Origin of the sequence: Jannaschia pohangensis (assembly GCF_900113875.1) — a bacterium.
Classification (GTDB): domain Bacteria; phylum Pseudomonadota; class Alphaproteobacteria; order Rhodobacterales; family Rhodobacteraceae; genus Jannaschia; species Jannaschia pohangensis.
Genome location: NZ_FORA01000002.1, coordinates 626,668 through 649,412, shown reverse-complemented (window position 1 = coordinate 649,412; position 22,745 = coordinate 626,668). Strand labels below are relative to the sequence as shown.

Annotated in this window: 22 protein-coding genes; 14 read left to right on the top strand and 8 right to left on the bottom strand. The window is 64.8% G+C overall.

The window, feature by feature from the left end; all coding sequences use genetic code 11:
* Nucleotides 1-26 precede the first annotated feature (26 nt).
* The 8 genes from BM002_RS10290 to BM002_RS10265 all read left to right on the top strand — a co-directional run bounded on the left by BM002_RS10290 (nt 27) and on the right by BM002_RS10265 (nt 7,439).
* Nucleotides 27-956 (top strand): ABC transporter permease, encoded by a 930-nt coding sequence (locus tag BM002_RS10290; RefSeq protein WP_092780104.1) that lies wholly within the window; start codon nt 27-29, stop codon nt 954-956.
* 31 nt (nt 957-987) lie between these two features.
* Nucleotides 988-2,097: a BMP family ABC transporter substrate-binding protein gene (locus BM002_RS10285; RefSeq protein WP_092780102.1), complete on the top strand. Its 1,110-nt coding sequence runs from the start codon at nt 988-990 to the stop codon at nt 2,095-2,097.
* Between the two features lie 441 nt (nt 2,098-2,538).
* Nucleotides 2,539-3,282, top strand: a complete 744-nt coding sequence (locus BM002_RS10280; RefSeq protein ID WP_092780100.1) for a TIGR04255 family protein — start codon at nt 2,539-2,541, stop codon at nt 3,280-3,282.
* On the top strand, nt 3,275-3,589 hold the full coding sequence (locus tag BM002_RS19065; RefSeq protein ID WP_139212331.1) for a hypothetical protein: 315 nt from the start codon (nt 3,275-3,277) through the stop codon (nt 3,587-3,589). Before BM002_RS10280 ends, BM002_RS19065 begins: the two co-directional genes overlap by 8 nt.
* An 8-nt stretch (nt 3,590-3,597) precedes the next feature.
* Nucleotides 3,598-4,224, top strand: a complete 627-nt coding sequence (locus BM002_RS19060) for a hypothetical protein (RefSeq protein WP_139212330.1) — start codon at nt 3,598-3,600, stop codon at nt 4,222-4,224.
* 476 nt (nt 4,225-4,700) lie between these two features.
* Complete coding sequence (locus tag BM002_RS10275; protein WP_092780098.1) at nt 4,701-5,633, top strand: aldo/keto reductase; 933 nt, start codon at nt 4,701-4,703, stop codon at nt 5,631-5,633.
* Nucleotides 5,634-5,721: 88 nt separating this feature from the next.
* Complete coding sequence (locus BM002_RS10270) at nt 5,722-6,789, top strand: NAD(P)/FAD-dependent oxidoreductase (RefSeq protein ID WP_092780096.1); 1,068 nt, start codon at nt 5,722-5,724, stop codon at nt 6,787-6,789.
* A 53-nt stretch (nt 6,790-6,842) separates the two neighbouring features.
* Entirely contained in the window at nt 6,843-7,439 is a 597-nt protein-coding gene (locus BM002_RS10265) for a DUF938 domain-containing protein (RefSeq protein WP_092780094.1), read from the top strand.
* Between the two features lie 16 nt (nt 7,440-7,455).
* Here the strand turns inward: BM002_RS10265 and hisG are convergent, their stop codons facing one another.
* Genes hisG through hisS form a run of 3 tightly spaced genes read right to left on the bottom strand, consistent with a single transcriptional unit; the run spans nt 7,456 to nt 10,843 of the window.
* Complete coding sequence (gene hisG / locus BM002_RS10260) at nt 7,456-8,145, bottom strand: ATP phosphoribosyltransferase (protein WP_092780092.1); 690 nt, start codon at nt 8,143-8,145, stop codon at nt 7,456-7,458.
* Nucleotides 8,142-9,233, bottom strand: coding sequence for an ATP phosphoribosyltransferase regulatory subunit (locus tag BM002_RS10255; RefSeq protein WP_092780091.1), 1,092 nt, complete (start codon nt 9,231-9,233; stop codon nt 8,142-8,144). The genes hisG and BM002_RS10255 overlap by 4 nt, the downstream gene beginning before the upstream one ends.
* Nucleotides 9,230-10,843: a histidine--tRNA ligase gene (hisS, locus tag BM002_RS10250; RefSeq protein ID WP_092780611.1), complete on the bottom strand. Its 1,614-nt coding sequence runs from the start codon at nt 10,841-10,843 to the stop codon at nt 9,230-9,232. Before hisS ends, BM002_RS10255 begins: the two co-directional genes overlap by 4 nt.
* A gap of 80 nt (nt 10,844-10,923) precedes the next feature.
* Here hisS and BM002_RS10245 point away from each other — a divergent pair, with 80 nt between their 5' ends.
* Complete coding sequence (locus BM002_RS10245; protein ID WP_092780090.1) at nt 10,924-11,118, top strand: SlyX family protein; 195 nt, start codon at nt 10,924-10,926, stop codon at nt 11,116-11,118.
* A gap of 76 nt (nt 11,119-11,194) precedes the next feature.
* On the opposite strand, the gene denD is transcribed toward BM002_RS10245, so the two are convergent.
* From denD to nth, 3 genes are all read right to left on the bottom strand, one after another.
* Nucleotides 11,195-12,178 (bottom strand): D-erythronate dehydrogenase, encoded by a 984-nt coding sequence (gene denD, locus BM002_RS10240; protein ID WP_092780089.1) that lies wholly within the window; start codon nt 12,176-12,178, stop codon nt 11,195-11,197.
* 83 nt (nt 12,179-12,261) lie between these two features.
* The gene (locus BM002_RS10235) at nt 12,262-13,248 is read right to left on the bottom strand and encodes an adenosine kinase (protein WP_092780088.1); all 987 of its coding nucleotides are present in this window, start codon (nt 13,246-13,248) and stop codon (nt 12,262-12,264) included.
* An 85-nt stretch (nt 13,249-13,333) separates the two neighbouring features.
* The gene (nth, locus tag BM002_RS10230) at nt 13,334-13,981 is read right to left on the bottom strand and encodes an endonuclease III (protein WP_092780086.1); all 648 of its coding nucleotides are present in this window, start codon (nt 13,979-13,981) and stop codon (nt 13,334-13,336) included.
* A 99-nt stretch (nt 13,982-14,080) separates the two neighbouring features.
* On the opposite strand from nth, the gene BM002_RS10225 reads away from it, so the two are divergent.
* The 5 genes from BM002_RS10225 to rsgA all read left to right on the top strand — a co-directional run bounded on the left by BM002_RS10225 (nt 14,081) and on the right by rsgA (nt 18,896).
* Nucleotides 14,081-15,148: a Hint domain-containing protein gene (locus BM002_RS10225; RefSeq protein ID WP_175484865.1), complete on the top strand. Its 1,068-nt coding sequence runs from the start codon at nt 14,081-14,083 to the stop codon at nt 15,146-15,148.
* 24 nt (nt 15,149-15,172) lie between these two features.
* Complete coding sequence (locus BM002_RS10220) at nt 15,173-16,036, top strand: methylated-DNA--[protein]-cysteine S-methyltransferase (protein WP_092780082.1); 864 nt, start codon at nt 15,173-15,175, stop codon at nt 16,034-16,036.
* Between the two features lie 171 nt (nt 16,037-16,207).
* Nucleotides 16,208-16,858: a YiaD family glycine zipper/OmpA-like lipoprotein gene (locus BM002_RS10215; RefSeq protein WP_092780080.1), complete on the top strand. Its 651-nt coding sequence runs from the start codon at nt 16,208-16,210 to the stop codon at nt 16,856-16,858.
* Nucleotides 16,859-16,955: 97 nt separating this feature from the next.
* Nucleotides 16,956-17,723 carry a FadR/GntR family transcriptional regulator gene (locus BM002_RS10210; RefSeq protein WP_092780608.1) on the top strand — a complete coding sequence of 256 codons (768 nt, stop codon included), beginning with the start codon at nt 16,956-16,958 and terminating at the stop codon, nt 17,721-17,723.
* Between the two features lie 144 nt (nt 17,724-17,867).
* Nucleotides 17,868-18,896 (top strand): ribosome small subunit-dependent GTPase A, encoded by a 1,029-nt coding sequence (gene rsgA / locus BM002_RS10205; RefSeq protein ID WP_245749204.1) that lies wholly within the window; start codon nt 17,868-17,870, stop codon nt 18,894-18,896.
* Between the two features lies 1 nt (nt 18,897).
* Here rsgA and ptsP read toward each other — a convergent pair whose 3' ends face one another.
* Complete coding sequence (ptsP, locus tag BM002_RS10200; RefSeq protein ID WP_092780076.1) at nt 18,898-21,129, bottom strand: phosphoenolpyruvate--protein phosphotransferase; 2,232 nt, start codon at nt 21,127-21,129, stop codon at nt 18,898-18,900.
* 349 nt (nt 21,130-21,478) lie between these two features.
* Nucleotides 21,479-22,717, bottom strand: a complete 1,239-nt coding sequence (locus tag BM002_RS10195) for an aspartate kinase (RefSeq protein WP_092780074.1) — start codon at nt 22,715-22,717, stop codon at nt 21,479-21,481.
* Between the last annotated feature and the right edge of the window lie 28 nt (nt 22,718-22,745).

Here is a 22,745-nt window from a genome sequence, read left to right as displayed (position 1 = left end):
GTCTGCCGATACCACAGGGGCCCTGCATGGACCTGAGCGCGATTTCCCCAACCCTCCTCATCGCGTCCCTGATGGTCGCGGCGACGCCCATCCTGCTGGCCGCCATCGGCGAGATGGTGGTCGAGAAGGCCGGTGTCCTGAACCTCGGAGTCGAGGGGATGATGATTATGGGCGCCATCTGCGGCTTCATCATCGGGGTCGAGACCGGCTCCCCCTGGCTCGGCTTTCTGGCCGCTGCCCTCGGCGGTGCGGTTCTGGCGTTGCTGTTCGGGGTGCTGACGCAGGTCCTCCTTTCCAATCAGGTGGCGACCGGGCTGGCGCTGACGTTGTTCGGCCTCGGCCTCTCGGCGCTGCTCGGGCAGGGCTATGTCGGGGTCAAGGCGCAGACGCTCGGGCGCATCGACCTCGGGCCGCTCAGCGACCTGCCCTTCGTGGGGCGCGTCGTCTTCGGCCATGATCCCATCGTCTACCTGTCGCTGGCGCTGGTCGTCGCCGTCTGGGCCTTCCTCAAGTTCAGCCGGGCAGGCCTGATCCTGCGGGCCGTGGGCGAAAGCCACGAGGCGGCCCATGCCCTCGGCTATCACGTGCGCCGGGTGCGGCTGGCGGCCATTGCCTTCGGCGGGGCCTGTGCCGGTCTGGGTGGGGCCTATCTGTCCCTTGTGCGCGTGCCGCAATGGACCGAAGGGATGACGGCCGGGGCGGGGTGGATCGCCCTCGCCATCGTCGTCTTCGCCAGCTGGCGGGCCGGCCGCGTTCTGGTCGGTGCCTATCTTTTCGGCGGTATCACCGTGTTGCAGCTGAACCTTCAGACAGCGGGTGCAAAGGTCCCGGTGGAGCTGCTGAGTGCCGCGCCCTACCTTGTCACCATCCTCGTCCTCGTGCTTATTTCACGCCGCGCCGGACGGGCGGGGGCCGCCCCCGCCGATCTCGGCAAACCATTCCACGCTTCTGCTTGACGGGGGCGGGTATCAACCTGGGGAGACTACCATGAAATTCATGCAACTGATGGCGGGTGCACTGTCGCTCGGCCTGGCTTCGGCGGCGTATGCCGACGGGCACGAGCCGGTGAAGGTCGGCTTCATCTACGTCGGGCCGATCGGCGACGGCGGCTGGACCTATCAGCACGACCAGGGCCGCCTCGCGGTCGAGGCCGAATTCGGCGACCGGGTCGAGACCGTCTATCAGGAGCTGGTCCCCGAAGGCGCCGACGCCGAACGCGCGATCACCCAGATGGCGCTTGGCGGGGCGGACATCATCTTCACCACGTCCTTCGGCTACATGGACGCCACCAACGCCGTCGCCGCCAAGTTCCCGGACATCAAGTTCGAACATGCCACCGGCTACAAGCGCGAGCATCCGAACGTCTCGACCTATGACGCCCGCTTCTACGAGGGCCGCGCCGTCACCGGCACGCTGGCCGGCTACATGACCGAGACCAACAAGATCGGCTACATCGCCTCCTTCCCGATCCCCGAGGTCATCCAGGGTATCAACTCCTCCTTCCTGCACGCCCGCAAGGTCAACCCGGACGTGGAGATGGTCGTGACCTGGGCCTACACCTGGTTTGACCCCGCGAAAGAGGCCGACGCCGCCCGCGCCATGATCGACCAGGGCGTCGACGTCATCCTGCAACACACCGACTCCACCGCGCCCCAGGCCGCGGCCCAGGAAGCCAACGCCAACGGGGGCCGCGTGTTCACCTTCGGTCAGGCCTCGGACATGATCCAGTTCGCGCGCAACGACGACGGCACGCCCGGTCCGCGCATCGCCTCGATCATCGACGACTGGTCGCCCTACTACATCGAACGCGTGGGCGCGGTGTTGGACGGCACGTGGGAGCAGCAGGCAAGCTGGGGCGGGATGCCCGAGGGTGAGGTCGTCATCGGCGAGATCACCGAGGCCGTCCCCGCCGAGGCGAAGGCCGCCGCCGAGGAGATGATCGCCGCGATCACCGCGGGCGACTACCACCCCTTCACCGGGCCGATCAACAAACAGGACGGCACGCCCTGGCTGGCCGACGGCGAAGTCGCCGACGACGGCACCCTCCTGGGCATGGATTTCTACGTCGAGGGCCTGACGGGCGAAATCCCGAACTGATCGGGTTTTCATGGAGAGCAAACGGGGGCGCGGCTGTGAAGGCCGCGCCCCTTCTCGTGTTCGGGGGTGGTCAGGGGCGGAAAGTGTGAATTCGCCGCGTTGGAGCGCGAACTGGGCCATGCAGCGGAAGCGGACCCTCACCCCGGATTTCTTCCTCGCCCATGATCAGTGCACAATTTGAGAAAGCTTCTTTCTGCTGCGCGTGCCTCAAAACGCTCGGTGCGTCTTCAGAGCTCACACTAGCGACCATGGCCAGGCTTTCCGAAGCTTAGTTCCGGCAGCCTGCCGAACGCTTGTCTATTTGCGCGTCGCAAGCATAACACTCAGATGCTACAGGTTGTGGTTGGTTCAGATTGATAGCATAAAACTAGTGGTAAGAGGCTAGAAGCGCCTTGTTAAGCGATCTAACGCAGTTTATGCCTTTGGTCGCAGGGAGAAACCATGGCCAACCTTCCAAAAACACTAGAGCACGAGCCTTTGGTCGACGCAGTTTTCGAAGTTCGGCTGTCAGGCTCGCTGCCACTGGCCGATATTCTTCCCGGTTTTCTACTACATGACATTGGTGGCGGAACTACAGTATCCCGACTTCCGGCGGCGGAAATCCCATTTCCGATGAGAAAAGAAGATCCCAATCTTCAGTTCGCACCGATACAACGCGTTGAGGTCGACGATTTCTTTATCCTAATTGGTGACCGAAATGTAATTGTTAGTTGTAAGCTGCCATATCCGAAGTGGCCAAGGTTCAGACGGTTTATCCTTGAAACTATTGCGCGCCTTGGGAAGTTGGACTTAATTGGGGCCATAGAGCGTTACTCAGTGAAGTATGTTAATTTGATACAAGCTCCAACATTCCAAGATCAGATCCGAAAAATATCCATGGATATCAAGCTTGGCGATGTGGAGGTGAGCAGCGAGCATGTCACCCTCCAAGTTCACCGGCGCGAAGAAGATGTTGTTCACATTTTGTCTGTTTCGACGGGTGCTCACGGAAAAATAGACGGACGGTCCGTGTCCGGAGTGCTGGTCGATATTGATTCCATAAGAAATGTAAATTTTCCCGATCTAAAGACACTTTCTATCGAGCTTGAACCGGGGCTTGAAAGCCTCCGGCAAGCAAATAAAGAGAAGTTTTTTGCCTGCCTTACCGAAGAAACAATTTCTGGGATGGGACCAACGTATGAATAGCATTCCAAACGAACAGACGTCTCAGACAGCGACAGGGGCAATAGCTTTCGCGGTAGGCGCTGCAATGGCTGCGGGGCAACCAGCATGGCCGGAACGCGAAACTCCCAGCTACACAGTCGTACAGATTGCACCAAGCTATAGCCAATTTTCTGAGCAGGTTATGACTAAGTCTAAACAGCCGTCGCACATCGATTTTGCTAGGGATGTTGCGGCTATCTATGCTTCGGTCAGTGAAAGGCAGGAGCGACTTGGAGCTGAATATGAAGCAGCTATCTTTGACGACTTGGACGGCCTCTACGAAGCTTGACAGACCGAATGACTTTCGACGCTGAACAACTAAAAAACCAGATACCATTTTACCTGACTTCTGAGCCAGAGCAAAAAGAGCTGGTCGAGAACCTCGACGCGCTCTCAAGAGGTGTGACAACAGGATATTATGTGTCTTCAGCGCGGGACCCCGATGCAAATTCAGTCTTACAAGGGGATGGTTGGCAGGACTTTCAACTGTTTTCTTTTGATGTCGGCGAAAAGCGGTCTGTAAGAGGTATTGTGCTATCAAACTCCTGCGACATCTCCGCTGACAATGAACGGGCGATAGCGCCGAAGCTAGTTTTTGCTCCAATAGTTCGACTATCTGCCATTCAGGCACGCATGATTGCGAGGGGCCTTCCAGAACAATCGGTTAAAGCGCGAGTGTCTGCAATAAAAAGCCAGTCTGTAACGAGCATGTTCTATTTGCCTGCAGATGGCCTACTCGACTCTGACTATGTTGCCCTTTTGGACGACCTGCATTCCATGCCGATCGCAGCTTTTTCCAAGTCGGACAAACTATTCACGCTGAGCATGGCAGGATTTTACCTATTTGCCTTTAAGCTCTCCGTTCACTTCTGTCGCTTGCATGAAAACGTTGATCGGAGACCGGGAACGAAGCCGCATAGCTAGCGCCTGAGCAGCAGTGAAACGAACGATCTTCGGATGTCAGCATCGGCTACCGACGCTGCAGCGGAAGGCATGGTAAAGATACGGCACCTTTGGGCCGTCCTTGCTCCGACCACGGCTATTCCTTTTCCCAAGAACTCATTCGGGAACCGCCCAACATCCGACACTCCGGCCACCAACCCGACTACCAAGTCCCTCCCCCTTGACACCCTCCCTGCTCCCCCTCCCGTAAGCCATGGAAACACACCTTAACGACCGACCTCCGAAAGGCCCGGTCTGTACGGGGGGTGTACAGAGGGTGTACGGGGGGTGCCCCCTTTCGGGGCGGCCGTATGTATGGCGTCGAATCGTGTAAGTTCCGCATTCCGCTACATTTCCCGAACCCATGCCCCGCCGCGTTAACCTTTGGCCGTCCCGGGCCTCCGCCCCGCCCCGCCACCGCCCTTCCCGAGCCCGCCGAAATCGGTCAGGATCGCGTCATGACCCAAATCACAGCCATCGACGGCACCCCACTTTCCGCCCTCTGTTTCGGCTGCATGCAGTTCGGCGGCACCGCCGATGCCGCCGCCAGTCAGGCCATGTACGACGCCTGCCGCGCCGCCGGGGTCACCTTCTTCGACACTGCCCATGTCTATACCGACGGCGCCTCCGAGACCCTTCTGGGCGGCTTCGCCCGGGCCGAGCGCGACAACCTGATCATCGCCACCAAGGCCGCCTATCAGGGCGGAGCCGGGCGGCAGAATATCCTGACAAGTCTGGATGATAGCCGTCGCCGTCTGGGCATGGATGTCATCGACATCCTCTACCTGCACCGTTGGGACGACAAGACACCGCTGGAGGAAAGCTTCGAGACCTTGGCCAGGCTTCAGGCCGACGGGGCTATCCGCCACGTCGCCGTGTCGAATTTCGCCGCTTGGCAGGTCACCAAGGCACAGGCCGTCGCGGCCGGTTTCGACACCCGGATCGACATGATCCAGCCGATGTACAACCTCGTCAAGCGACAGGCCGAGGTCGAGATCCTGCCGATGGCGGCAAGCGAGGGTATCGCGGTCGCGCCCTATTCCCCTCTGGGCGGCGGTCTGCTGTCCGGCAAATACGCCCGGGGCGACGAAGGCCGTCTGACCACCGACAAGCGCTATGCCGCGCGCTACGCCCCCGACTGGATGCACGAGACCGCGCGCGGCCTTGTCGCGCTGGCCGATGCCGAAGGCGTGCCGCCCGCGACGCTAGCCGTGGCCTGGGTTGCGTCCAATCCCGCCGTCACCGCCCCCATCATCAGCGCGCGCAACACCGAACAACTGGCCCCGTCGCTTGCGGCGGCGACCCTAACGCTGTCGCCGGATCTCAGGGCGGCGCTGACGGCCTTGAGCCCGACGCCAGCCCCGGCTACCGACCGTCTGGAAGAGGTCTGACGTCCGTCGACAGCGCAGAGTCCCGAAAACCGTTCGTTTCCGCGGGGTCGCTTGTTCGGACCATCCTGCCTGTGACAAGGTTCTGTTCGTGGAACATGATTTTCTCATCATCGGCGGCGGTGTCGCCGGCATCACCGCCGGTGCTGCTCTGTCTGACCTGGGCTCGGTTCTCCTGTGGGAGGCCGAGAGCGCGTTTGGCTATCACGCGTCCGGCCGGTCCGCGGCCCTGTTCGAGGAAAACTACGGCCCCGCGCCTGTCATCGCCCTGAACCGGGCGTCCCGCGCCACCCATGATGCCGGGGGCTGGCTGTCGCCCCGTGGGTTCATGCTGGTGGGCGGGGCGTCCGAGGCCGACGCCTTCGAGGCGGACCTGGCCACCTTCGGCTTGCAGGAAATCGCGATGGAAGCGGCGCGCGACCGCGTTCCGATCCTGTCGCCCGACGTGACACGTGCGGCCCATGATGACGGGGCACAGGATATCGACACCGACGCCCTCCTCCAGGCTGGCCTGCGCCGGATTCGCGCGGCGGGGGGCAAGACCGAGACCGACCGACGGCTCGACCGGCTGGACCGCGTGCCGGGCGGATGGCGCGCCGTCGCGGGGGACCGCGCCGTCGTCGTGAGGCAGGTTATCGTGGCCGCCGGCCCATGGGCCGACGAAGTCGCCGCGCTGGCCGGTGTGCAGACCTTGGGCCTGATCCCGCTGCGCCGGTCCATGGCGCGGATTGCGGCCCCGGATGGCCACGATGTGTCCGGCTGGCCCGTCCTCATGGGACCGGGAGAGACGTGGTATGCCAAGCCGGATGCCGGTGCGCTGATCGTATCCCCGGCCGAGGAGGTACCGATAGTTCCGATGGACACCTTCGCTGACGATATGGTTCTGGCCGAGGGTCTGGCCCGCTATCAGGCCGCCGTCACCCCCGAGGTGACCCGACCGCTCAGCACCTGGGCTGGGCTGCGCACTTTTGCCCCCGACCGCTGCCTGGCCATCGGCCCGTCCGAGACTGACGGCTTCTGGTGGTGCGCCGGGCAGGGAGGCTACGGCTTTCAGTCGGCCCCGGCGGCGGCGCAATTGCTGGCAGACCGTGTCGCGGGCCGAACGCCCGACATCGATGCGGCCAGTGTCGCAGCCCTTGATCCGGGACGCTTCCGGTGACGCGGCGGGAGAACCCCCCGGGGTCGGCAGTTCCCGCGGGTGAGGAAGGTGCGATGAACGCCCCGGCTGCACTGCGCAATCAGCAGGCGATCCTGGATGTACTTTTGCCACGCCTGCCGCGTGCCGGCGATGTGCTGGAGCTGGCGTCGGGCACGGGCCAGCATATCGCGGCCCTGGCCGCACATCGGCCCGACCTGAGGTTTCATCCGACCGAACCCGACCCCGTGCGGCGCATCTCGATCGATGTGCATTGCAAGGGCCTGCCCAATGTTTCGCCCGCGGGCGACATCGACGCGCTCCAGCCCGGTTGGGCGATCGAGGCCGCGTCGGACATGGTTCTGGTGGTCAACCTGCTGCACCTGATTTCGGACGCGGAACTCGCCGTGCTGCTGGACGAGGCGCAGCGGGCGCTCGCACCCGGTGGCTTGCTGGCGATCTATGGTCCATTTTTGCGCGATGGCCAGGCGACCAGCGCGGGGGACCAGGAGTTCGACCGCGATCTGCGGGCCCGCGACCCGGCAATCGGCTACAAGGACATCGAACAGGTGACGACCGTCCTCACCATCCTCGGCCTGACGGTCGAGGTGGTGGCGATGCCCGCCAACAACCTGATGATCCTGGCCCGCGCCCCCCGGGTCGCCGGTCTCTAGGCGTCCATCCGGAACGTCATCCGTTACGCAGCCGGTCAGCCAGGGCGTCGAAGGTTTCGGTCTGCGACTTGCTCCAGCTGGCCGCGCGGGATCGGAACAAGGTCGCCTGACTTGCGTGGATCAGACCGTCATCCAGCACCTTCAGATGGTTGGCGCGCAGGGTTTCCCCCGTCGACGTGATATCGGCGATCATCTCGGCGGTGTGGTTCAGGACCGTGCCTTCGGTCGCCCCCTGGCTGTCGACGATGCGGTAATCGGCAACTCCGTGTTCGCGCAGGAATTCCCGCACCAACCGGTGATATTTCGTGGCGATCCGCAGGCGGTGCCCGTGGTTGGCCCGAAACTGCGCCGCGACCGCGTCCAGATCATCCAGCGTATCGACGTCGATCCAGACCTTCGGCACCGCCAGGATCAGGTCCGCGTGCCCGAACCCCATCTGCGTCACCGTCTCGACCCGCGTGGCCCACCGGGTCAGCTTTTCACGCACGAGGTCACTGCCGGTGACGCCCAGATGGATGTGCCCCAAGGCCAGTTCGCGGGGGATTTCTCCGGCCGACAGCAGGACAAGGGCGATGTCCGCCCCCTCTACATGGCCCGCATATTCCCTGTCTGACCCGGTGCGCGACAGGGTGACGCCGCGCTTGCCGAACCATTCGAAGGTCTTCTCCATCAGCCGCCCCTTGGACGGCACCCCGAGGCGGATCATGTCAGCCCTCCCAGAAGGCCGGGGCGGATCACGCCCCCCACGGCGGGGATCGACCGACCCTGGCCCAGAACCGCCGTCAGCGCGTCATAGCGCCCGCCCGTGGCCAGCGCGGGGAGGTCGGGGCGACCCCGGGCCGACAGGGTGAAGGTAAAGCCGTCGTAGTATTCCATCGCCGATCGGCCCCGTGCCGGGGCGAATGGCAGTGTGTGGGGCGCATGGCCGCGTCGGTCCAGCGCTTCGGCCCGCGCCTCCAAGCGGTCCGCCGCGACGTCGAGGCCGGGCAGGTCGACCGCCAGATCGCGGATCGGGGACAGGGCGTGCGACAGCGGCGTCTCCATCCCCAGTAACGCGTCGATGACTTCGGCCTCGGTCCGCGACAGGGGCGGGGTGGTCACGTCCTCGGCCAGCGCCGCCAGCCGCGCTGCGATCTCCTCGCCGTCGCGCAGGCCCACGGCCGGTCCCGCCGCGTCGATCAACGCCGCCGCATCCTCGGTCGCCAGTCGCGCCAGCAGGGCCGCGCGTTTCGCCGGGGTCGTGGTTTGTCCGGCAAAGCGCTCCATCAGCCGCCGAAACCGGACAGGCCGCCAGATGTGCCGCCGCAGGGCCGCGCGCCGCTTGTCGGATGTGGTCAGCCCGTCGACCGCCGCGATGAGCAGGCCGAGGTCGCCAAGCGCCGGGATCGGGTCCCAGGGGGCAAGGGCGCGGTGCAAAAGGTCGAAAACCTCCGCATCGGTCGCGGCGGGGTCGGCGCGGTCGAAGACCTCATAGCCCACCTGCAGGTATTCGCGGGGCCGACCTTCGTCGATTTCCTGTCGGCGGAACACCTCGCCCATGTAGCAATAGCGCGCCGGGTCCGCCCCGCCCGACATATGCGCTTGCACCACGGGCACGGTGAAATCGGGCCGCAGCATGGCTTCGCCCGCCAGCGGGTCTTGAGTGGTGAAGGCTCGGGCGCGGATATCCTCGCCGTAGAGGTCCAGCAGGGTGCCTGCCGGTTGCAGCAATTCCGTCTCGACCCGCGTGGCCCCCGCCGCGACGAAGGCCGCCAGAAGGTCGGCCGCGCGGGCGCGGTCCTCGGCGGTGATCATGCCAGCAGCTTCTGGAGGAACGGCACGAGGTCGGACAAGGCCACTTCGGATTGGGAGGGGTTTTCCTTCCACTCTTCGAGGCTCGCCTCCTGCGCCAGTTTGGCTCCCAGGATCAGGTCCTTGACCTGTACGACGCCGCGGGCCGCCTCATCCGTGCCCTGGATGATCGCTGCCGGAGAGCCGCGCTTGTCCGCGTATTTCAACTGGTTGCCGAAGTTCTTGGGGTTGCCCAGGTAGACTTCCGCCCGGATGCCCGCCTTGCGCAGATCGGCACAGATGGACTGGTAGTCGGCCATCCGGTCCCGGTCCATGACGGTCACGATGACGGGGCCGCGCGGCGTGCGGTCGATGCGCCCCTTTGCGGTCAGCGCGGCCAGAAGACGGTCGACCCCGATGGAAACACCCGTCGCGGGCACTGCCTGACCGGTGAAGCGGGTGACGAGGTCGTCATAGCGACCGCCCCCCGCGACCGAACCGAACTGAACGGTCTGACCCTTGTCGTTCTGGACGTCGAAGGTCAGCTCCGCCTCGTAGACCGGGCCGGTGTAGTAGCCGAGACCGCGCACGACCGAAGGGTCGATGACGATGCGGTCGGGGCCGTAGCCTTGGGCTTCGAGCAAATTTGCAATTTGCTTAAGTTCGGAAACGCCTTCGAGGCCGATGATGGAAGTTCCGACGATTTCTCCTAGGTGGCCTAGAGTAACAGTCGACCTGTATCCTGACGAAACGCTATCACCGCCTGCTGGTCGCTGGGTCTGCGGATCGGCAGCATACATTGCTCGGATCTGATTGCTGCCGCCGAAGCCCAAACTGATCTCGTCGGTAGCGGCCTTCTCCAGAATTCTCGTGGCTGTCTCGTTTGCTTGGACGAACGTCATGATAACAGATATTTGCTCGTCCTTTAGGCCAGCTCCATCCGCAAAATCCCCACTCTCATCCTTACGCCCGGCCCCCAGCAGCGCCCGAACTCCCTCGACGCCCAACCGATCCAACTTATCAATCGCCCGCAGCACGATCCCGCGCTCGCGTTCCTTGTCGTCACCCGACAAGCCCGCCACCTCCAGCACCCCGTTGAGCACCTTCCGGTTGTTCACCCGGATCACATAATCCCCGCGCGCGATCCCCACGGCCTCCAGCGTATCGGCCAACATCGCACAAATCTCCGCGTCCGCCGCCACCGATGCCGTCCCGACCGTATCCGCGTCGCATTGGTAGAACTGCCGGAACCGCCCCGGCCCCGGCTTCTCGTTGCGCCAGACGGGGCCCATGGCATAGCGGCGATAGGGCGTGGGCAGGTCGTTGCGGTGCTGTGCGTAGACGCGGGCGAGCGGTGCGGTCAGGTCGTAGCGCAGCGCCATCCATTCGGCGTCTTCGTCTTCCTGCCAGGCGAACACCCCCTCGTTCGGGCGGTCCACATCGGGAAGGAACTTGCCAAGCGCCTCGACCGTCTCGACGGCCGAGGATTCCAGCGCCTCGAACCCGTAAAGGTGATACACTTTGGCAATCGCATCCAGCATTGCCTTGCGCTCGGTCACCTCAGCGCCGAAATAGTCGCGGAACCCCTTGGGCGCCTCGGCTTTCGGGCGGCGGATCTTTTCCTTCTTGGCCATGGTGGCCCCCGTCTGTGGCGGTGTTTTGTCGCCAGCGTCCATACGTCCCGCGCCAATCGCGCGCAACCTGCGGAGCCGTCATGCAAGACATCGAAGAACGCATCGCCCATCTGACCCGCGCGGTCGAGGATCTGTCCGACGTCGTCGCAAGACAATCGGGCGAGATCGCAACGCTGGAACGCCGGGTGCGCCTGCTGATGGAACGCTCTGCCGAGGCTGAACTCGCACAGGAAAACAGCGTCCCTCTGGCCGACCAACGCCCCCCGCACTGGTAGGGCCCCGAAAAATCCGCGCCCCTTCTCTGCTTTGCAAATACTCCCGCCGGAGGCGATCCGGACGGGGCAGGCCGCGCTAGTCTTCGGCCACCGGGATCCGACCGTCCAGCTCGTCCTCGATATGCGCCCGAAGGATCGCTTCCATGTCGGGTTCCGCTTCGAACCCCAGGGCGCGGGCGCGGGCCGGGTCGAAGGCCTGGGGCCAGCCGCCGACGATCCGGGCGATGGTGGCATCGGGGGCGCGCCGGATCAGGGCGGTGGCCTTGGGTCCCGCGATGGCCTCCAGCGCGGCGATCTCGTCGGCGACGGTCGCATCCACCCCCGGCAGGGAAAGCGCGCGGTTCTGCCCGAGCGGTTTCAGGTCGATCTCGGCGGCATGGAGCAGGAACCCGACGGCGGCCCGGGGACTCGCGAACCAGTGGCGCGTCGTTTCGGGCACCGGCAGGACCGCCTCCTGCCCGACCAGCGGTTCGCGCAGGATCGACGAATAGAACCCCGAGGCGGCGGCATTCGGCTTGCCCGGGCGCACGCAGATCGTCGGCAGCCGCAGGGAAACCCCGTCCATAAGCCCGCGCCGCGACAGGTCGTTGACCAGAAGCTCGCCCATGGCCTTCTGGGTGCCATAGCTGGTCAGCGGCAGGGTCGGCTGATCGTCGGGGATGACATCGGGCAGGGGCGCGCCGAAGACCGCGATGGACGAGGTGAAGACGAAGCGGGGGCAATAGTCCGTCTCGGCCGCGATCGCATCGCAAAGCCCAAGCGTTCCATACAGGTTCACGGCATAGCCCTTGGCGAAATCCGCCTCGGCCTCGCCCGACACGATGGCCGCGAGGTGAAAGATGACATCTGGCCGGGTCTGGATCAGCGCGGGGGCGGCGGCCGGATCGGACAGATCGGCGGCGAGAGCGGCGCCCGCGATCCCGTCGGGCAGCACCGGCGGGACGACATCGACCAGCGTCATGTTGTCGATGGGCTTGCCCCGCAACTGCCCGGCCTGGACCAGCGCCGTCGTCAGCTTGCGGCCGATCATGCCGGCCGCGCCCGTGATGAGAATATGCATTCGATGCCCCCCGATTCCGGGCCAAGGCTAGGCCAAGGGCACCCGTCAGGCCAGCCCTTCGCGCAGGCCCGACATCATCCCGCTCAGATCAGCCCTTCGGCAAGGAAGACATCCGCCATGTCGATCTGCGGACGCGGCCCGATGTGGCCGATGACTTCGCGGGCGCAGGCGACGCCCATGCGCGCCGCCACTTCCAGGTCGCGCCCCGAGGCGAGCCCATAGAGGAACCCGGCGGCGAACTGGTCCCCGGCCCCGGTCGCGTCGACGACGGTGGCGGGGACGACCGGCGCGCTGACCTTGCGGCCGCCCGCCCGGACCCAGACATCCTGGCCGGACCGCGTGCAGGCCACCACGTCGCAAACCGCCGCCGCACGGTCGAGTGCCGCCTCCAGATCGTCGGTCTCGTAGAGGGTCATCCATTCCACGGCATTGCCGATGGCGATATCCATGTCCTTGGCGATGAGGCGCTGGAAATCGGCCCGGTGACGTTCGGCGCAGAACGGGTCGGAGATGGTGATGGCACTGCGCCCGCCCGTCGCTTTCATCTTGGCGGCGGCTTCGACAAAGGCGGTCTTCCCGTCATCCTTGTCGAAAAGATACCCTTCGAGGAACAACAGCCCCCCGCCGCCGAAGATGTCGGGCACATCGCGTGACGAGATATCGGCCCCGGCGCCCAGATAGGTGTTCATCGACCGCTCGCCATCGGGGGTGACGAAGATCATCGAACGCGTGGTCGGCAATTCCACCGCCATCGGGTCGTTCGGAAAATCCGTCCCCGAATCGCGCAGCGCATCGGCATAGAACCGGCCCAGGGCATCGTTCTTGACCTTGCCGATGAAGGCCGTGGAAAGGCCGAGCGCCCCGATCCCCGCCAGCGAATTGGCGACCGATCCGCCCGGGGCCTGCACGCGGTCCTTCATGGCGGCATAGAGCAGCTCGCCCCGCTCCCGCTCGATCAACTGCATGATGCCCTTCTCGATGCCCATCTGGTCGAGAAAGCTGTCGTCCGCATGGGAGATGACATCCACAACGGCATTGCCGATGCCGATCACGTCATAGGATTTGGTCATGGGAGGGTCCTTCGTGTTTCGGTCGCCGGTCGGGCGGTTCAGGGTCTTGTCCGGCGACGGGGGCCGTTGCGATGCGGGGCCGTGATCACGCCACGGTCTTGTCCTCGAAGGGACAGAGGTCGCGGATCAGGCAGGCACCGCATTTGGGTTTGCGGGCCACGCAGATATAGCGTCCATGCAGGATCAGCCAGTGGTGAGCGTGGTGCTGAAATTCGGCGGGGACATTGTCTTCGATGGCCCGCTCAACGGCGTCGACATCCTTGCCCGGCGCGATGCCGGTGCGGTTCCCGATGCGGAAGATATGCGTGTCCACCGCCTGCGCCGGATGACCGAACCACATGTTGAGCACCACATTGGCGGTCTTGCGCCCCACACCCGGCAACCGTTGCAGCGCGGCGCGCGAAGAGGGGACCTCGCCGCCATAGTCGTCCACGATCATCTGGCTCAGCTTGATGACGTTCTTGGCCTTCTGTCGGAACAGCCCGATGGTCTTGATGTGTTCGGTCACACCCTCAAGCCCGAGGGCCAGCATTTTTTCCGGCGTGTCCGCCACCGCGAACAGGCCGCGGGTCGCCTTGTTGACCCCGGCATCCGTCGCCTGCGCCGACAGCGCGACGGCTACGACCAGCGTGAAGGCGTTCACATGCTCCAGCTCGCCCTTGGGTTCGGCCTCGGCGGCCTGAAAGCGGGCGAAGATCTCGCGCATGACGGGGTAGGGGAGCTGTTTGGCCATGGGGGGGTTCTGGACGCGCTGCGCCCCGCCGTCCAGCCAATGTTCACCCGATCATAAGGAAGTTCTGGCAGGCAGGTCCGAATCCGAGGGATGTGCCCAATGCCGACCAGCCAGTTCTACATCTATGATGCGGCGGCCCTGCCGTATAACGCATCGAACGGAACATTCACCTTCGATCCGAACTACAATTTCCGCGACGACCGGGTGTTGCTGGAGATCACCGACGACGACGCCTTTCTTGACGGGGACGAGAAGAACAACGAAGTGGGGGAGGATGCCAATCAGACGGGCACCGCAACGCGCCCCGATGGCACGCTCGTGGCGTCCGGCAAGATCTATGGCGAGGAATATGCCATCCTGCGCGCCCCGGACGGGACGACCATCTATATCGACCGAATCGAGATCAGGGGACAGCACATCGGCTATTCGCCGTCGCAACCGCTCCAGCCGGGGGTGACCTATACCTTCATCGGCGGCGACGATATCGACAATTCCCTGCTGAGCAGGGATGGCGCCGATACGCGGATGACCTATGCCGAATACGAAGCGCAAAGCGTTGCCTGCTTCGCCCCGGGCACCCGGATCGAGACGGCGGGGGGCGCAGTTCCGGTGGAGTGGCTACGCCCCGGGGATCAGGTGGTGACCCTGGACGGCGGGCCGTTGCCCGTTCGGTGGGTCGGCGGGGTGGGGGCGCCAAACGCCCCTGCATTTCGCATCGCTGCCGGGGCCCTTCCGGGTCAGCCCCAAGGGGCTGCGCTTGTCGTGTCTCCGCATCATCGCCTTCTGCTGCGCAGTGGTCTGGGCGAAATGATGTTCGGCGTATCCGAGGTCTTTGCCGCCGCCCGTCATCTGCTTGGCTTGCCGGGTGTCACGTTGCTGCATCTGCCCCGAACCGGCCGTTTCCATCATCTGCTTCTTGATCGGCATTGCGTGGTCCGGGCGAATGGCATCTGGACCGAAAGCCTTTTCCTGGGGGACAATTCGGCGGCTCTGGCCGGTCTGTCGGTGCCCGGCGATCTGTGCTGCGACCTTTCTGCCGGCCACCGCAGGGCCGCGCGGCGCTGTCTGCGCGCCGCAGAGGCACAGGCCTTGATCCGCTCCGAAACCGGTCATCGGCTTTTCCCGCAAGAAGCGGGTCGTCGCGGCATCGGTCGGGTCATAGGATAGGGGCACCCAGACGAGGGAAGACCCATGCCCGCCACCGACCTGAGCCCCGCCCCCGATGCCGCCGATCAGGCGTATCACTACGCCCTCATGCGGCGGGCGATCGACGTGATCGATGCGCGGGCCGATGCGCCGCCATCGCTCGAAGAACTGGCCGCTCAAATGAACCTGTCGCCCGCCCATTTTCAGCGGGTCTTCAGCGCTTGGGCCGGGGTCAGCCCCAAGCGGTTTCAGCAATACCTGACGCTTGGACATGCCAAGGTGCTGTTGTCGGAACGCTTCACCCTGCTCGAGACGGCGCTGAGCACCGGGCTGTCGGGGACCGGGCGTCTGCATGACCTGTTCCTGCGGTGGGAGGCGATGTCGCCGGGTGACTATGCCCGGGGCGGGGCGGGGCTGACCATCCGGCACGGCTGGCTGGACGGACCCTTCGGCGAGATGCTGGTGATGACCACGGATCGCGGAATCTGCGGGCTGGCCTTCGCGGCCGAGACGGGGCGGGATGCCGCCCTGGCCGACATGACGGCCCGGTGGCCCGCCGCAAACTTCGTGGCCGATGCCGGGGCGATTGCCGACCATGCCGTGGCCCTGGGGAACCTGCGTGGCGAGGCGCGTCTGCACCTGATCGGCGCGCCCTTCCAGATCAAGGTCTGGGAGGCGCTGATGCGGATTCCATCGGGCCATGTCACGACCTACTCCCAGATCGCGGGCGCCGTCGGTAGCCCCAGGGCCGTGCGCGCCGTCGGCACCGCCGTGGGCCGCAATCCCGTCAGCTGGCTGATCCCCTGCCATCGGGCCCTGCGCAAATCGGGCGGTCTCGGGGGATATCACTGGGGTTTGCCGGTCAAACGGGCCATGCTGGCCTGGGAAAGCAGTCGCGCAGAGGCGTAAAATCCGCCGTCCAGGCACGTCACGCGGAATTGTTATTGCCTATCGGCGGTCCTTCGCACCATCTGCAGCGGAGCTTCGCGCATCGGACGCCCCGGTGCGACAAGAAGTGGAACGCGCGGGCCGCACATGCGTTGTCGCCCATATACAACTGCAGAATTCGGAAAGATCGACATGACCCTTTTCAACAAACCCATCATCCTGAGCCTCGGCGCTGCCGTTCTTCTTGCGGGTTGCGTCACCTCCCCTCCCGGTGAGCCGAACCGCACGCGCAACGGCGCCTTGATCGGTGCCGGTGTAGGTGCCGCCGCAGGCGCGATACTGGGTGACGGAAGCCGTGCCGATGAGATCGCGGCGGGCGCCGTCGTCGGTGGACTGGTGGGGGCCGGCATCGGTCAGTCGCTGGACCGTCAGGCTGCGGATCTGCGCCGGGAGTTGGGCGATGACCGGATCACCATCCGCAATACCGGTGACCAGCTCATTGTGACGATGCCCCAGGACATCCTGTTCGCCACCGACAGCGCCAACCTGCGCCCCGACCTTCAGGGCGACATTCGGGCGCTGGCGCGGAACCTGCAACAGTATCCCAACACCACCGTTCAGGTGCTTGGCCATACCGACAGCGATGGCTCCGCCGCCTACAACCAGGATCTGAGCGAGCGGCGCGCCCGTGCCGTGGCCGGCGTCCTGCTGGAGGCCGGTGTCTCGGGCAGCCGCGTGGTTCCCATCGGCCGGGGCGAAAGCCAGCCGATCGCGACCAACCAGACCGCCGAAGGCCGTCAGCAGAACCGCCGCGTCGAGATCATCATCACGCCGAACCGCTAGGCGGTTCACGGCCCTCGCCTTTCGGGGCGGGGGCCGATTTCCGGTTCCTTTCCGGACGATGTGGTCATATGTTTTGACCAATTGCGCCGGGGATCCCATGCCATTCCAGAAAGTCGAATCCGCAAAGCTTGCCCAAGCGGTGATCCGTCAGATCGAGCATCTGATCCTGCGCGGCGTGCTGCGCCCCGGTGACCGGCTTCCGGCCGAGCGGGAGTTGTCCGAACGTCTGGGCGTCTCCCGCCCGTCGTTGCGCGAAGCGGTTGCCGAGCTAACCGACAGGGGCCTTCTGTCGACCCGGGCCGGTGCGGGCATCTTTGTGGCGAATGTTCTGGGCAACGCCTTTTCGCCCGCTTTGACCCGCCTCTTCGCCACCCATGAAGACGCTCTTCTGGACTATATCGCCTTTCGCCAGGACATGGAGAGCATTGCGGCGTCGCGTGCGGCCACCAAGGGGTCCGACACGGATCTCGCCATCATCGACACCATCTTCCGCAAGATGGAAGCGGCCCATGACAAGCGCGACCCCACCGAAGAGGCCGGTTTCGACGCGGAGTTCCACATGGCCATCGTCGAAGCCTCGCACAATGTCGTCATGCTGCACATGATGCGGTCGATGATGGACCTGCTGCGCGAGGGCGTGTTCTACAACCGCTCCATCATGTTCAAGCAGCGCACCACGCGCGACACCCTGCTGGAGCAGCACCGCGCCATCAATACCGCCATCCAGTCGCGCGATCCCGACGGGGCCAAGGCAGCGGTCGAGGCGCATCTGTCCTTCGTCCGGGTCTGCCTGCGCGAACAGCGCGATGCCGATGCCCACGAAGATGTCGCCAGGCTGCGGCTGGAGCGCGTCGGAGAGGTCTGACCCGCCGGTGTGCCGCTCCATCGCAAAGGGCATTCCCATGGGCGTGCCGATCTGCGAACAGATAGGGGCCGTCGATCCGGCGGCGATACGGGGCCTTTTGCCATGGTGCGGGACTATTCCACGTTCCTTCCGCCTTCTACTGCGATGGACGCGCCCGCCCTTCCGATGCTGACGCGGTTGGGCTGGCAGTCTTTCTTTGCGCAACAGATCGATGCGGATGCCCTGACCCGGACGCCGCCCGCACGGGTGACGCGGGTCAACCGCACGACCGTCCATCTTCTGGGTGACGGGATCGATATGGTCCTGCCGCTGGTCTCGGATCTGGCGGTTGGTGACTGGGTCTTGCTGGAGGAGGACCGGGCCGCCGTGGCCGAGGTGCTGGACCGCAAGAGCCTGATCAAACGCCGTGCCGCCGGCCACGACAGGCAGGTGCAATTGATCGCGGCAAACATCGATACGGCCTTCGTCGTTACCTCCTGCAATCAGGATTTCAATGTCGCGCGGTTGGAGCGATATCTGGCCCTTGCCTTCGAAGCGGAGGTCGACCCCGTGATTCTTCTGACCAAGCCGGACCTGTCAGAGGATGTGGCGACATTCGTGGCCGAGGCCGCCGCCATTTCGGACATGGTGCCGGTTCTGGCGGTCAACGCAAAATCCGCGGAGGTCGCCGCCCAATTGGCAGGCTGGTGCAAGCCGGGGCGGACGATCGCTTTCCTCGGGTCGTCCGGCGTCGGGAAATCCACGCTCGTCAACGCGCTCTCCGGCACCCTGACCGCCGAGACTCAGGGCGTGCGGACAGGGGACGACAAGGGGCGGCACACGACGACCCGCCGCGAATTGCATCTGGTGTCGGGCGGCTTTGCCGTTCTCGACACGCCCGGAATGCGCGAACTGCAGATGACGGATGCCGCAGACGGCATTGCCGATGTCTTTTCGGATCTGGCCGATCTGGCCGGGGGATGCCGGTTCTCGGATTGCAGCCATACGGTCGAGCCGGGCTGCGCCCTCAAGGCCGGGATTGCAGCGGGCGACCTTGATCCTGCGCGACTGGAACGCTGGCAGAAACTGGTCGCAGAGGATGCCCACAATTCCGCGACGCTGGCCGAACGCAAAAGCCGCGACAAGGCCCTGGGCAAGACCATCAAGGGCATACAGAAGAAGAGCCGCAAATAGCTCAGCGCGACCGCAGGTAGTCCATCACGGCAGGGCGGACCGATTGCTCGCCGGACTCCCGCGCGACGGCGATGACCTCGCGCACCTCGGGCAGGTTGGCGCGCAGCAGGATGTGCTTGACCGGCCCGATGGACGCCGGGCGCATGGACAGGCACCGCAGCCCCATGGCAGCGAAACAAAGCGCTTCGACGGGGCGGCCCGCGTCTTCGCCGCAGAACGACAATTGGGTCCCGGTTTCGGCGCAGCGATCCACGATCTTCTCGATCAGGGACAGATAACTGACGTTCAGCGTGTCATAGCGGCGGCGCACACGTTCGTTCTCGCGGTCGGCGGCAAAGAAGAACTGCTTGAGGTCGTTACCCCCGATCGAGATGAAATCCGCCTCTTCGAAGAACCGCCGGGGTGCGAAGGCCATCGACGGCGTTTCCAGCATGGCGCCGATCCGGAGCGAACTGGGCAGGCTGTGGCCCAGGCTTTGCTCGCGATGCAACTCCTTTGTTACATGTGCGCGGGCCTCCAGGAATTCCTCCATCTGGGCGATGAAGGGGAACATGACGTGGAGGGGCCGACCGTTCGTCGCGCGCAGCAGGGCCTGCAACTGCATCCGCATCACGCCGGTCTTGTCCAGGCCGACGCGGATCGCGCGCCAGCCGAGCGCCGGGTTCGGCTCTTCCGTGGCTTTCATGTAGGGCAGCACCTTGTCGGACCCGATGTCGAGCGTCCGGAACACCACCGGCTTGTCACCCGCCGCGTCGAGGACACGCGCGTAAAGACTGGCCAATTCGCCGCGCTTCGGCACCTTGTTGCGGGTCAGGAATTGCAATTCGGTGCGGAACAGGCCGACGCCCTCGGCCCCGGAGGAAACCAGCGACGGCAGATCCGCCATCAGGCCCGCGTTCATCATCAGCTCGACCCGCGTGCCATCCAGGGTGACGCAGGGTGTCTCGCGGATCGAGGCATAGCGTTGCTGCGCCTGGGCCGCCATGGCCAGCTTTTCGCGGAAGGCGTTGCGCACCATCTCGTCGGGGCGCAGGTGGACGACGCCCTGATCACCGTCGACCAGGATCGTGTCGCCCGACAGCGCCTCGGTCGTAATGCCCTGGGCCTGAATGACCAACGGGATCGCCCAGGCACGTGCGACGATCGCGGCGTGACTGCCGACCGACCCCTCTTCGAGGACCACGCCCTTGAGACGGCGTCCATACTCCAGCAACTCGCCCGGCCCGATGTTGCGCGCCACAAGGACGGCCCCGTCCGGCATGTTCGCGCTGTCGCGGCCCTGACCGGTCAGCATCCGGAGCAGGCGGTTGGACAGATCATCCAGATCCGCCAGCCGGTCGCGCAGATAGGGGTCAGCCTTGCTCATCCGGGCGCGGGCGGCGGTCTGTTCCTTTTCGACGGCGGCCTCGGCGGTCAGGCCCGCGTCGATATCGTCTTCCATCCGCCGCAGCCAACTGCGCGAATAGGCGAACATGCGGAAGGCTTCGATCACCTCGGTCTGTTCGCGGTCGCCCGAGGCGGCAGTCAGCATCCGGTCCACCGAAAGGCGCAACTTATCGACGGCTTCGCGCAGGCGGACCAATTCGCCCTCGGGGTCGTCGGACACGGGGTTCGTGATGACGACGCGCGGATCGTGCAGATGGACCAGACCCTCAGCGGCACCTTCCTGCCCGGTCACGCCGCGCATCAACACCTGTTGCTTGTGGCGCGGCTTGAGCGCCTCGCCCTCGCCGGTGAAGGCACCAAGCTCGGTCATTTCGGCCAGCACCATGGCGACGACTTCGAGGGCATAGACCTCGTCTTCGGAGAATTCGCGGGCGGTCTTGGACTGGACCACCAGAACGCCAAGGCGTTCGCCCAGACGCTGGACCGGCACCCCGAGGAACGACGAATACACTTCTTCCCCGGTCTCGGGCATGTAGCGGAACCCGGTCGTCGACGGGGCGTCGGCGGTGTTGAGCGGCGCCCCCCTGCGGGCCACGCGCCCGACCAGACCCTCGCCGACCCGAAGCCGGGTCACATGGACCGAAGCCGGGTTGAGGCCTTGGGTCGCGCAAAGCTCCAAGGTCTCGGCGTCGCGGTGCAGATAGATCGAGCAGACCTCGGTCGCCATGGACTCCGCGACCAGGTTCACGATCCTGTCCAGACGCTCCTGGCCTTCGGCCGCCTCTGCCATGACGGCCTGAAGCCGCCGCAAAAGCCTGCGGCTGTCACTGTCCTTCGGCGCTGCCATCTGTCGCTCGGCCCCCTACCCTCACTCGGCACACCTATAGGGCAGGGATCAGCAGAAGGGGAGAGGCCGTGGCGTCAATCGCGCAAGGGCAGGTCCCTCGGCAGGCGACTGCCGAAGGAATGGGCAGATACCGGGGTCGGCCGCCTAGTGTGCAGCAACCATCGGTGTTGGGTCTGTCATCAGGGCCGGCATCATGAGGGCGAGGCCGACGCAGGCAAGCAGCCAGAACAGGGGGAGAGGAGGAACATATCGCATGTCCCGAGACTGTCCCCGCAGGTCTTAACAACACCATAACGGCCGGTTGTTATCCGATGGCGGTTTTCCGAAAATGCGCCGGAACGTTCGCCGGTCAGGCGCTTTCCAGACCGAAGGCGTCGTGCAGCGCCTGAACCGCCAGTTCCATGTACTTGCGGTCGATCAGGACGGAAATCTTGATCTCGGAGGTGGTGATGACGCGGATGTTGATGCCCTCATCCGACAGCGCCTTGAACATCCGCGCGGCGACACCCGTGTGCGACCGCATCCCGATGCCGACCACCGAAACCTTGGAGACCCCGGTATCGGCGATCAGATCGTGGAAGTTGATGACACCGGCGGCCTTGGCTTCTTCCATGGCTTTCTGGGCGCGGGCCACCTGATCCACCGGAAGCGAGAAGGTCATGTCGGTGCGGCCGTCCTCGGCGATGTTCTGGACGATCATGTCAACGTTGACGGCGGCCTCGGACAGGGGGCCGAAGATCGCGGCGCTGACGCCGGGCCGGTCGGCGACCGACACCAACGTCATCTTGGCTTCGTCCCGGCTGAAGGCGACCCCTGCGACGACATTCGATTCCATGATATCCTCCTCGGCGCAGACGAGCGTTCCCGCATTGTCGCCCATTTCCTCAAAGCTCGACAGCACCCGCAGGCGCACCTTGTAACGCATGGCCAGTTCGACCGACCGCGTCTGGAGCACTTTGGCGCCAAGCGACGCCAGTTCCAGCATCTCCTCGAAGGCGATGCGGTCCAGTTTGCGGGCCTTCGATGTGATTCTGGGGTCGGTCGTATAGACGCCATCGACGTCTGTGTAGATGTCGCAGCGCTCGGCCCCGAAAGCGGCGGCAAAGGCCACGGCCGTTGTGTCAGACCCGCCGCGCCCCAGGGTGGTGATCCGGCCTTCTGGGCTGATGCCCTGAAAACCCGCGACGACGGCGACTTTCATGCCTTCGGCAAAGCGCGCATCGAAATTGTCGGTCGGGATATCCTCGATCCGGGCGCTCGAATGGGCCGAGGTGGTCATGACCGGCACCTGCCAGCCCTGCCAGCTGCGCGCGTCGATCCCGTTTTCCTGAAGCACGAGCGCAAGAAGTCCGGCCGTCACATTCTCGCCCGAGGAGACGACGGCATCGTATTCGCGGGCGTCATAGAACGGACCGGCGGCATCGGTCACCCAACCGACCAACTCGTTCGTCTTGCCCGACATGGCCGAGACGATGACGATCACCTCGTGACCGCGCGCGACCTCGACGCCCACGCGTTTGGCGACGCGGCGGATACGGTCGAGGTTGGCGACGGAGGTTCCGCCGAATTTCATGACGAGACGCGACATGGGCGACTCCTTGAGGTCAGTCGCGCGC

Coding starts and splice junctions, on each gene's coding strand:
- BM002_RS10280 (WP_092780100.1), top strand. CDS start 2,539: ATGGCCAACCTTCCAAAAACACTAGAGCACGAGCCTTTGGTCGACGCA.
- BM002_RS10225 (WP_175484865.1), top strand. CDS start 14,081: ATGCCGACCAGCCAGTTCTACATCTATGATGCGGCGGCCCTGCCGTAT.
- BM002_RS10275 (WP_092780098.1), top strand. CDS start 4,701: ATGACCCAAATCACAGCCATCGACGGCACCCCACTTTCCGCCCTCTGT.
- BM002_RS10235 (WP_092780088.1), bottom strand. CDS start 13,248: ATGACCAAATCCTATGACGTGATCGGCATCGGCAATGCCGTTGTGGAT.
- BM002_RS10210 (WP_092780608.1), top strand. CDS start 16,956: ATGCCATTCCAGAAAGTCGAATCCGCAAAGCTTGCCCAAGCGGTGATC.
- rsgA (WP_245749204.1), top strand. CDS start 17,868: ATGGACGCGCCCGCCCTTCCGATGCTGACGCGGTTGGGCTGGCAGTCT.
- BM002_RS10215 (WP_092780080.1), top strand. CDS start 16,208: ATGACCCTTTTCAACAAACCCATCATCCTGAGCCTCGGCGCTGCCGTT.
- BM002_RS10265 (WP_092780094.1), top strand. CDS start 6,843: ATGAACGCCCCGGCTGCACTGCGCAATCAGCAGGCGATCCTGGATGTA.
- BM002_RS10290 (WP_092780104.1), top strand. CDS start 27: ATGGACCTGAGCGCGATTTCCCCAACCCTCCTCATCGCGTCCCTGATG.
- BM002_RS10195 (WP_092780074.1), bottom strand. CDS start 22,717: ATGTCGCGTCTCGTCATGAAATTCGGCGGAACCTCCGTCGCCAACCTC.
- ptsP (WP_092780076.1), bottom strand. CDS start 21,129: ATGGCAGCGCCGAAGGACAGTGACAGCCGCAGGCTTTTGCGGCGGCTT.
- hisG (WP_092780092.1), bottom strand. CDS start 8,145: ATGATCCGCCTCGGGGTGCCGTCCAAGGGGCGGCTGATGGAGAAGACC.
- nth (WP_092780086.1), bottom strand. CDS start 13,981: ATGGCCAAACAGCTCCCCTACCCCGTCATGCGCGAGATCTTCGCCCGC.
- BM002_RS10245 (WP_092780090.1), top strand. CDS start 10,924: ATGCAAGACATCGAAGAACGCATCGCCCATCTGACCCGCGCGGTCGAG.
- denD (WP_092780089.1), bottom strand. CDS start 12,178: ATGCATATTCTCATCACGGGCGCGGCCGGCATGATCGGCCGCAAGCTG.
- BM002_RS10255 (WP_092780091.1), bottom strand. CDS start 9,233: ATGATCACCGCCGAGGACCGCGCCCGCGCGGCCGACCTTCTGGCGGCC.
- BM002_RS19060 (WP_139212330.1), top strand. CDS start 3,598: ATGACTTTCGACGCTGAACAACTAAAAAACCAGATACCATTTTACCTG.
- BM002_RS10220 (WP_092780082.1), top strand. CDS start 15,173: ATGCCCGCCACCGACCTGAGCCCCGCCCCCGATGCCGCCGATCAGGCG.
- BM002_RS19065 (WP_139212331.1), top strand. CDS start 3,275: ATGAATAGCATTCCAAACGAACAGACGTCTCAGACAGCGACAGGGGCA.
- BM002_RS10285 (WP_092780102.1), top strand. CDS start 988: ATGAAATTCATGCAACTGATGGCGGGTGCACTGTCGCTCGGCCTGGCT.
- hisS (WP_092780611.1), bottom strand. CDS start 10,843: ATGGCCAAGAAGGAAAAGATCCGCCGCCCGAAAGCCGAGGCGCCCAAG.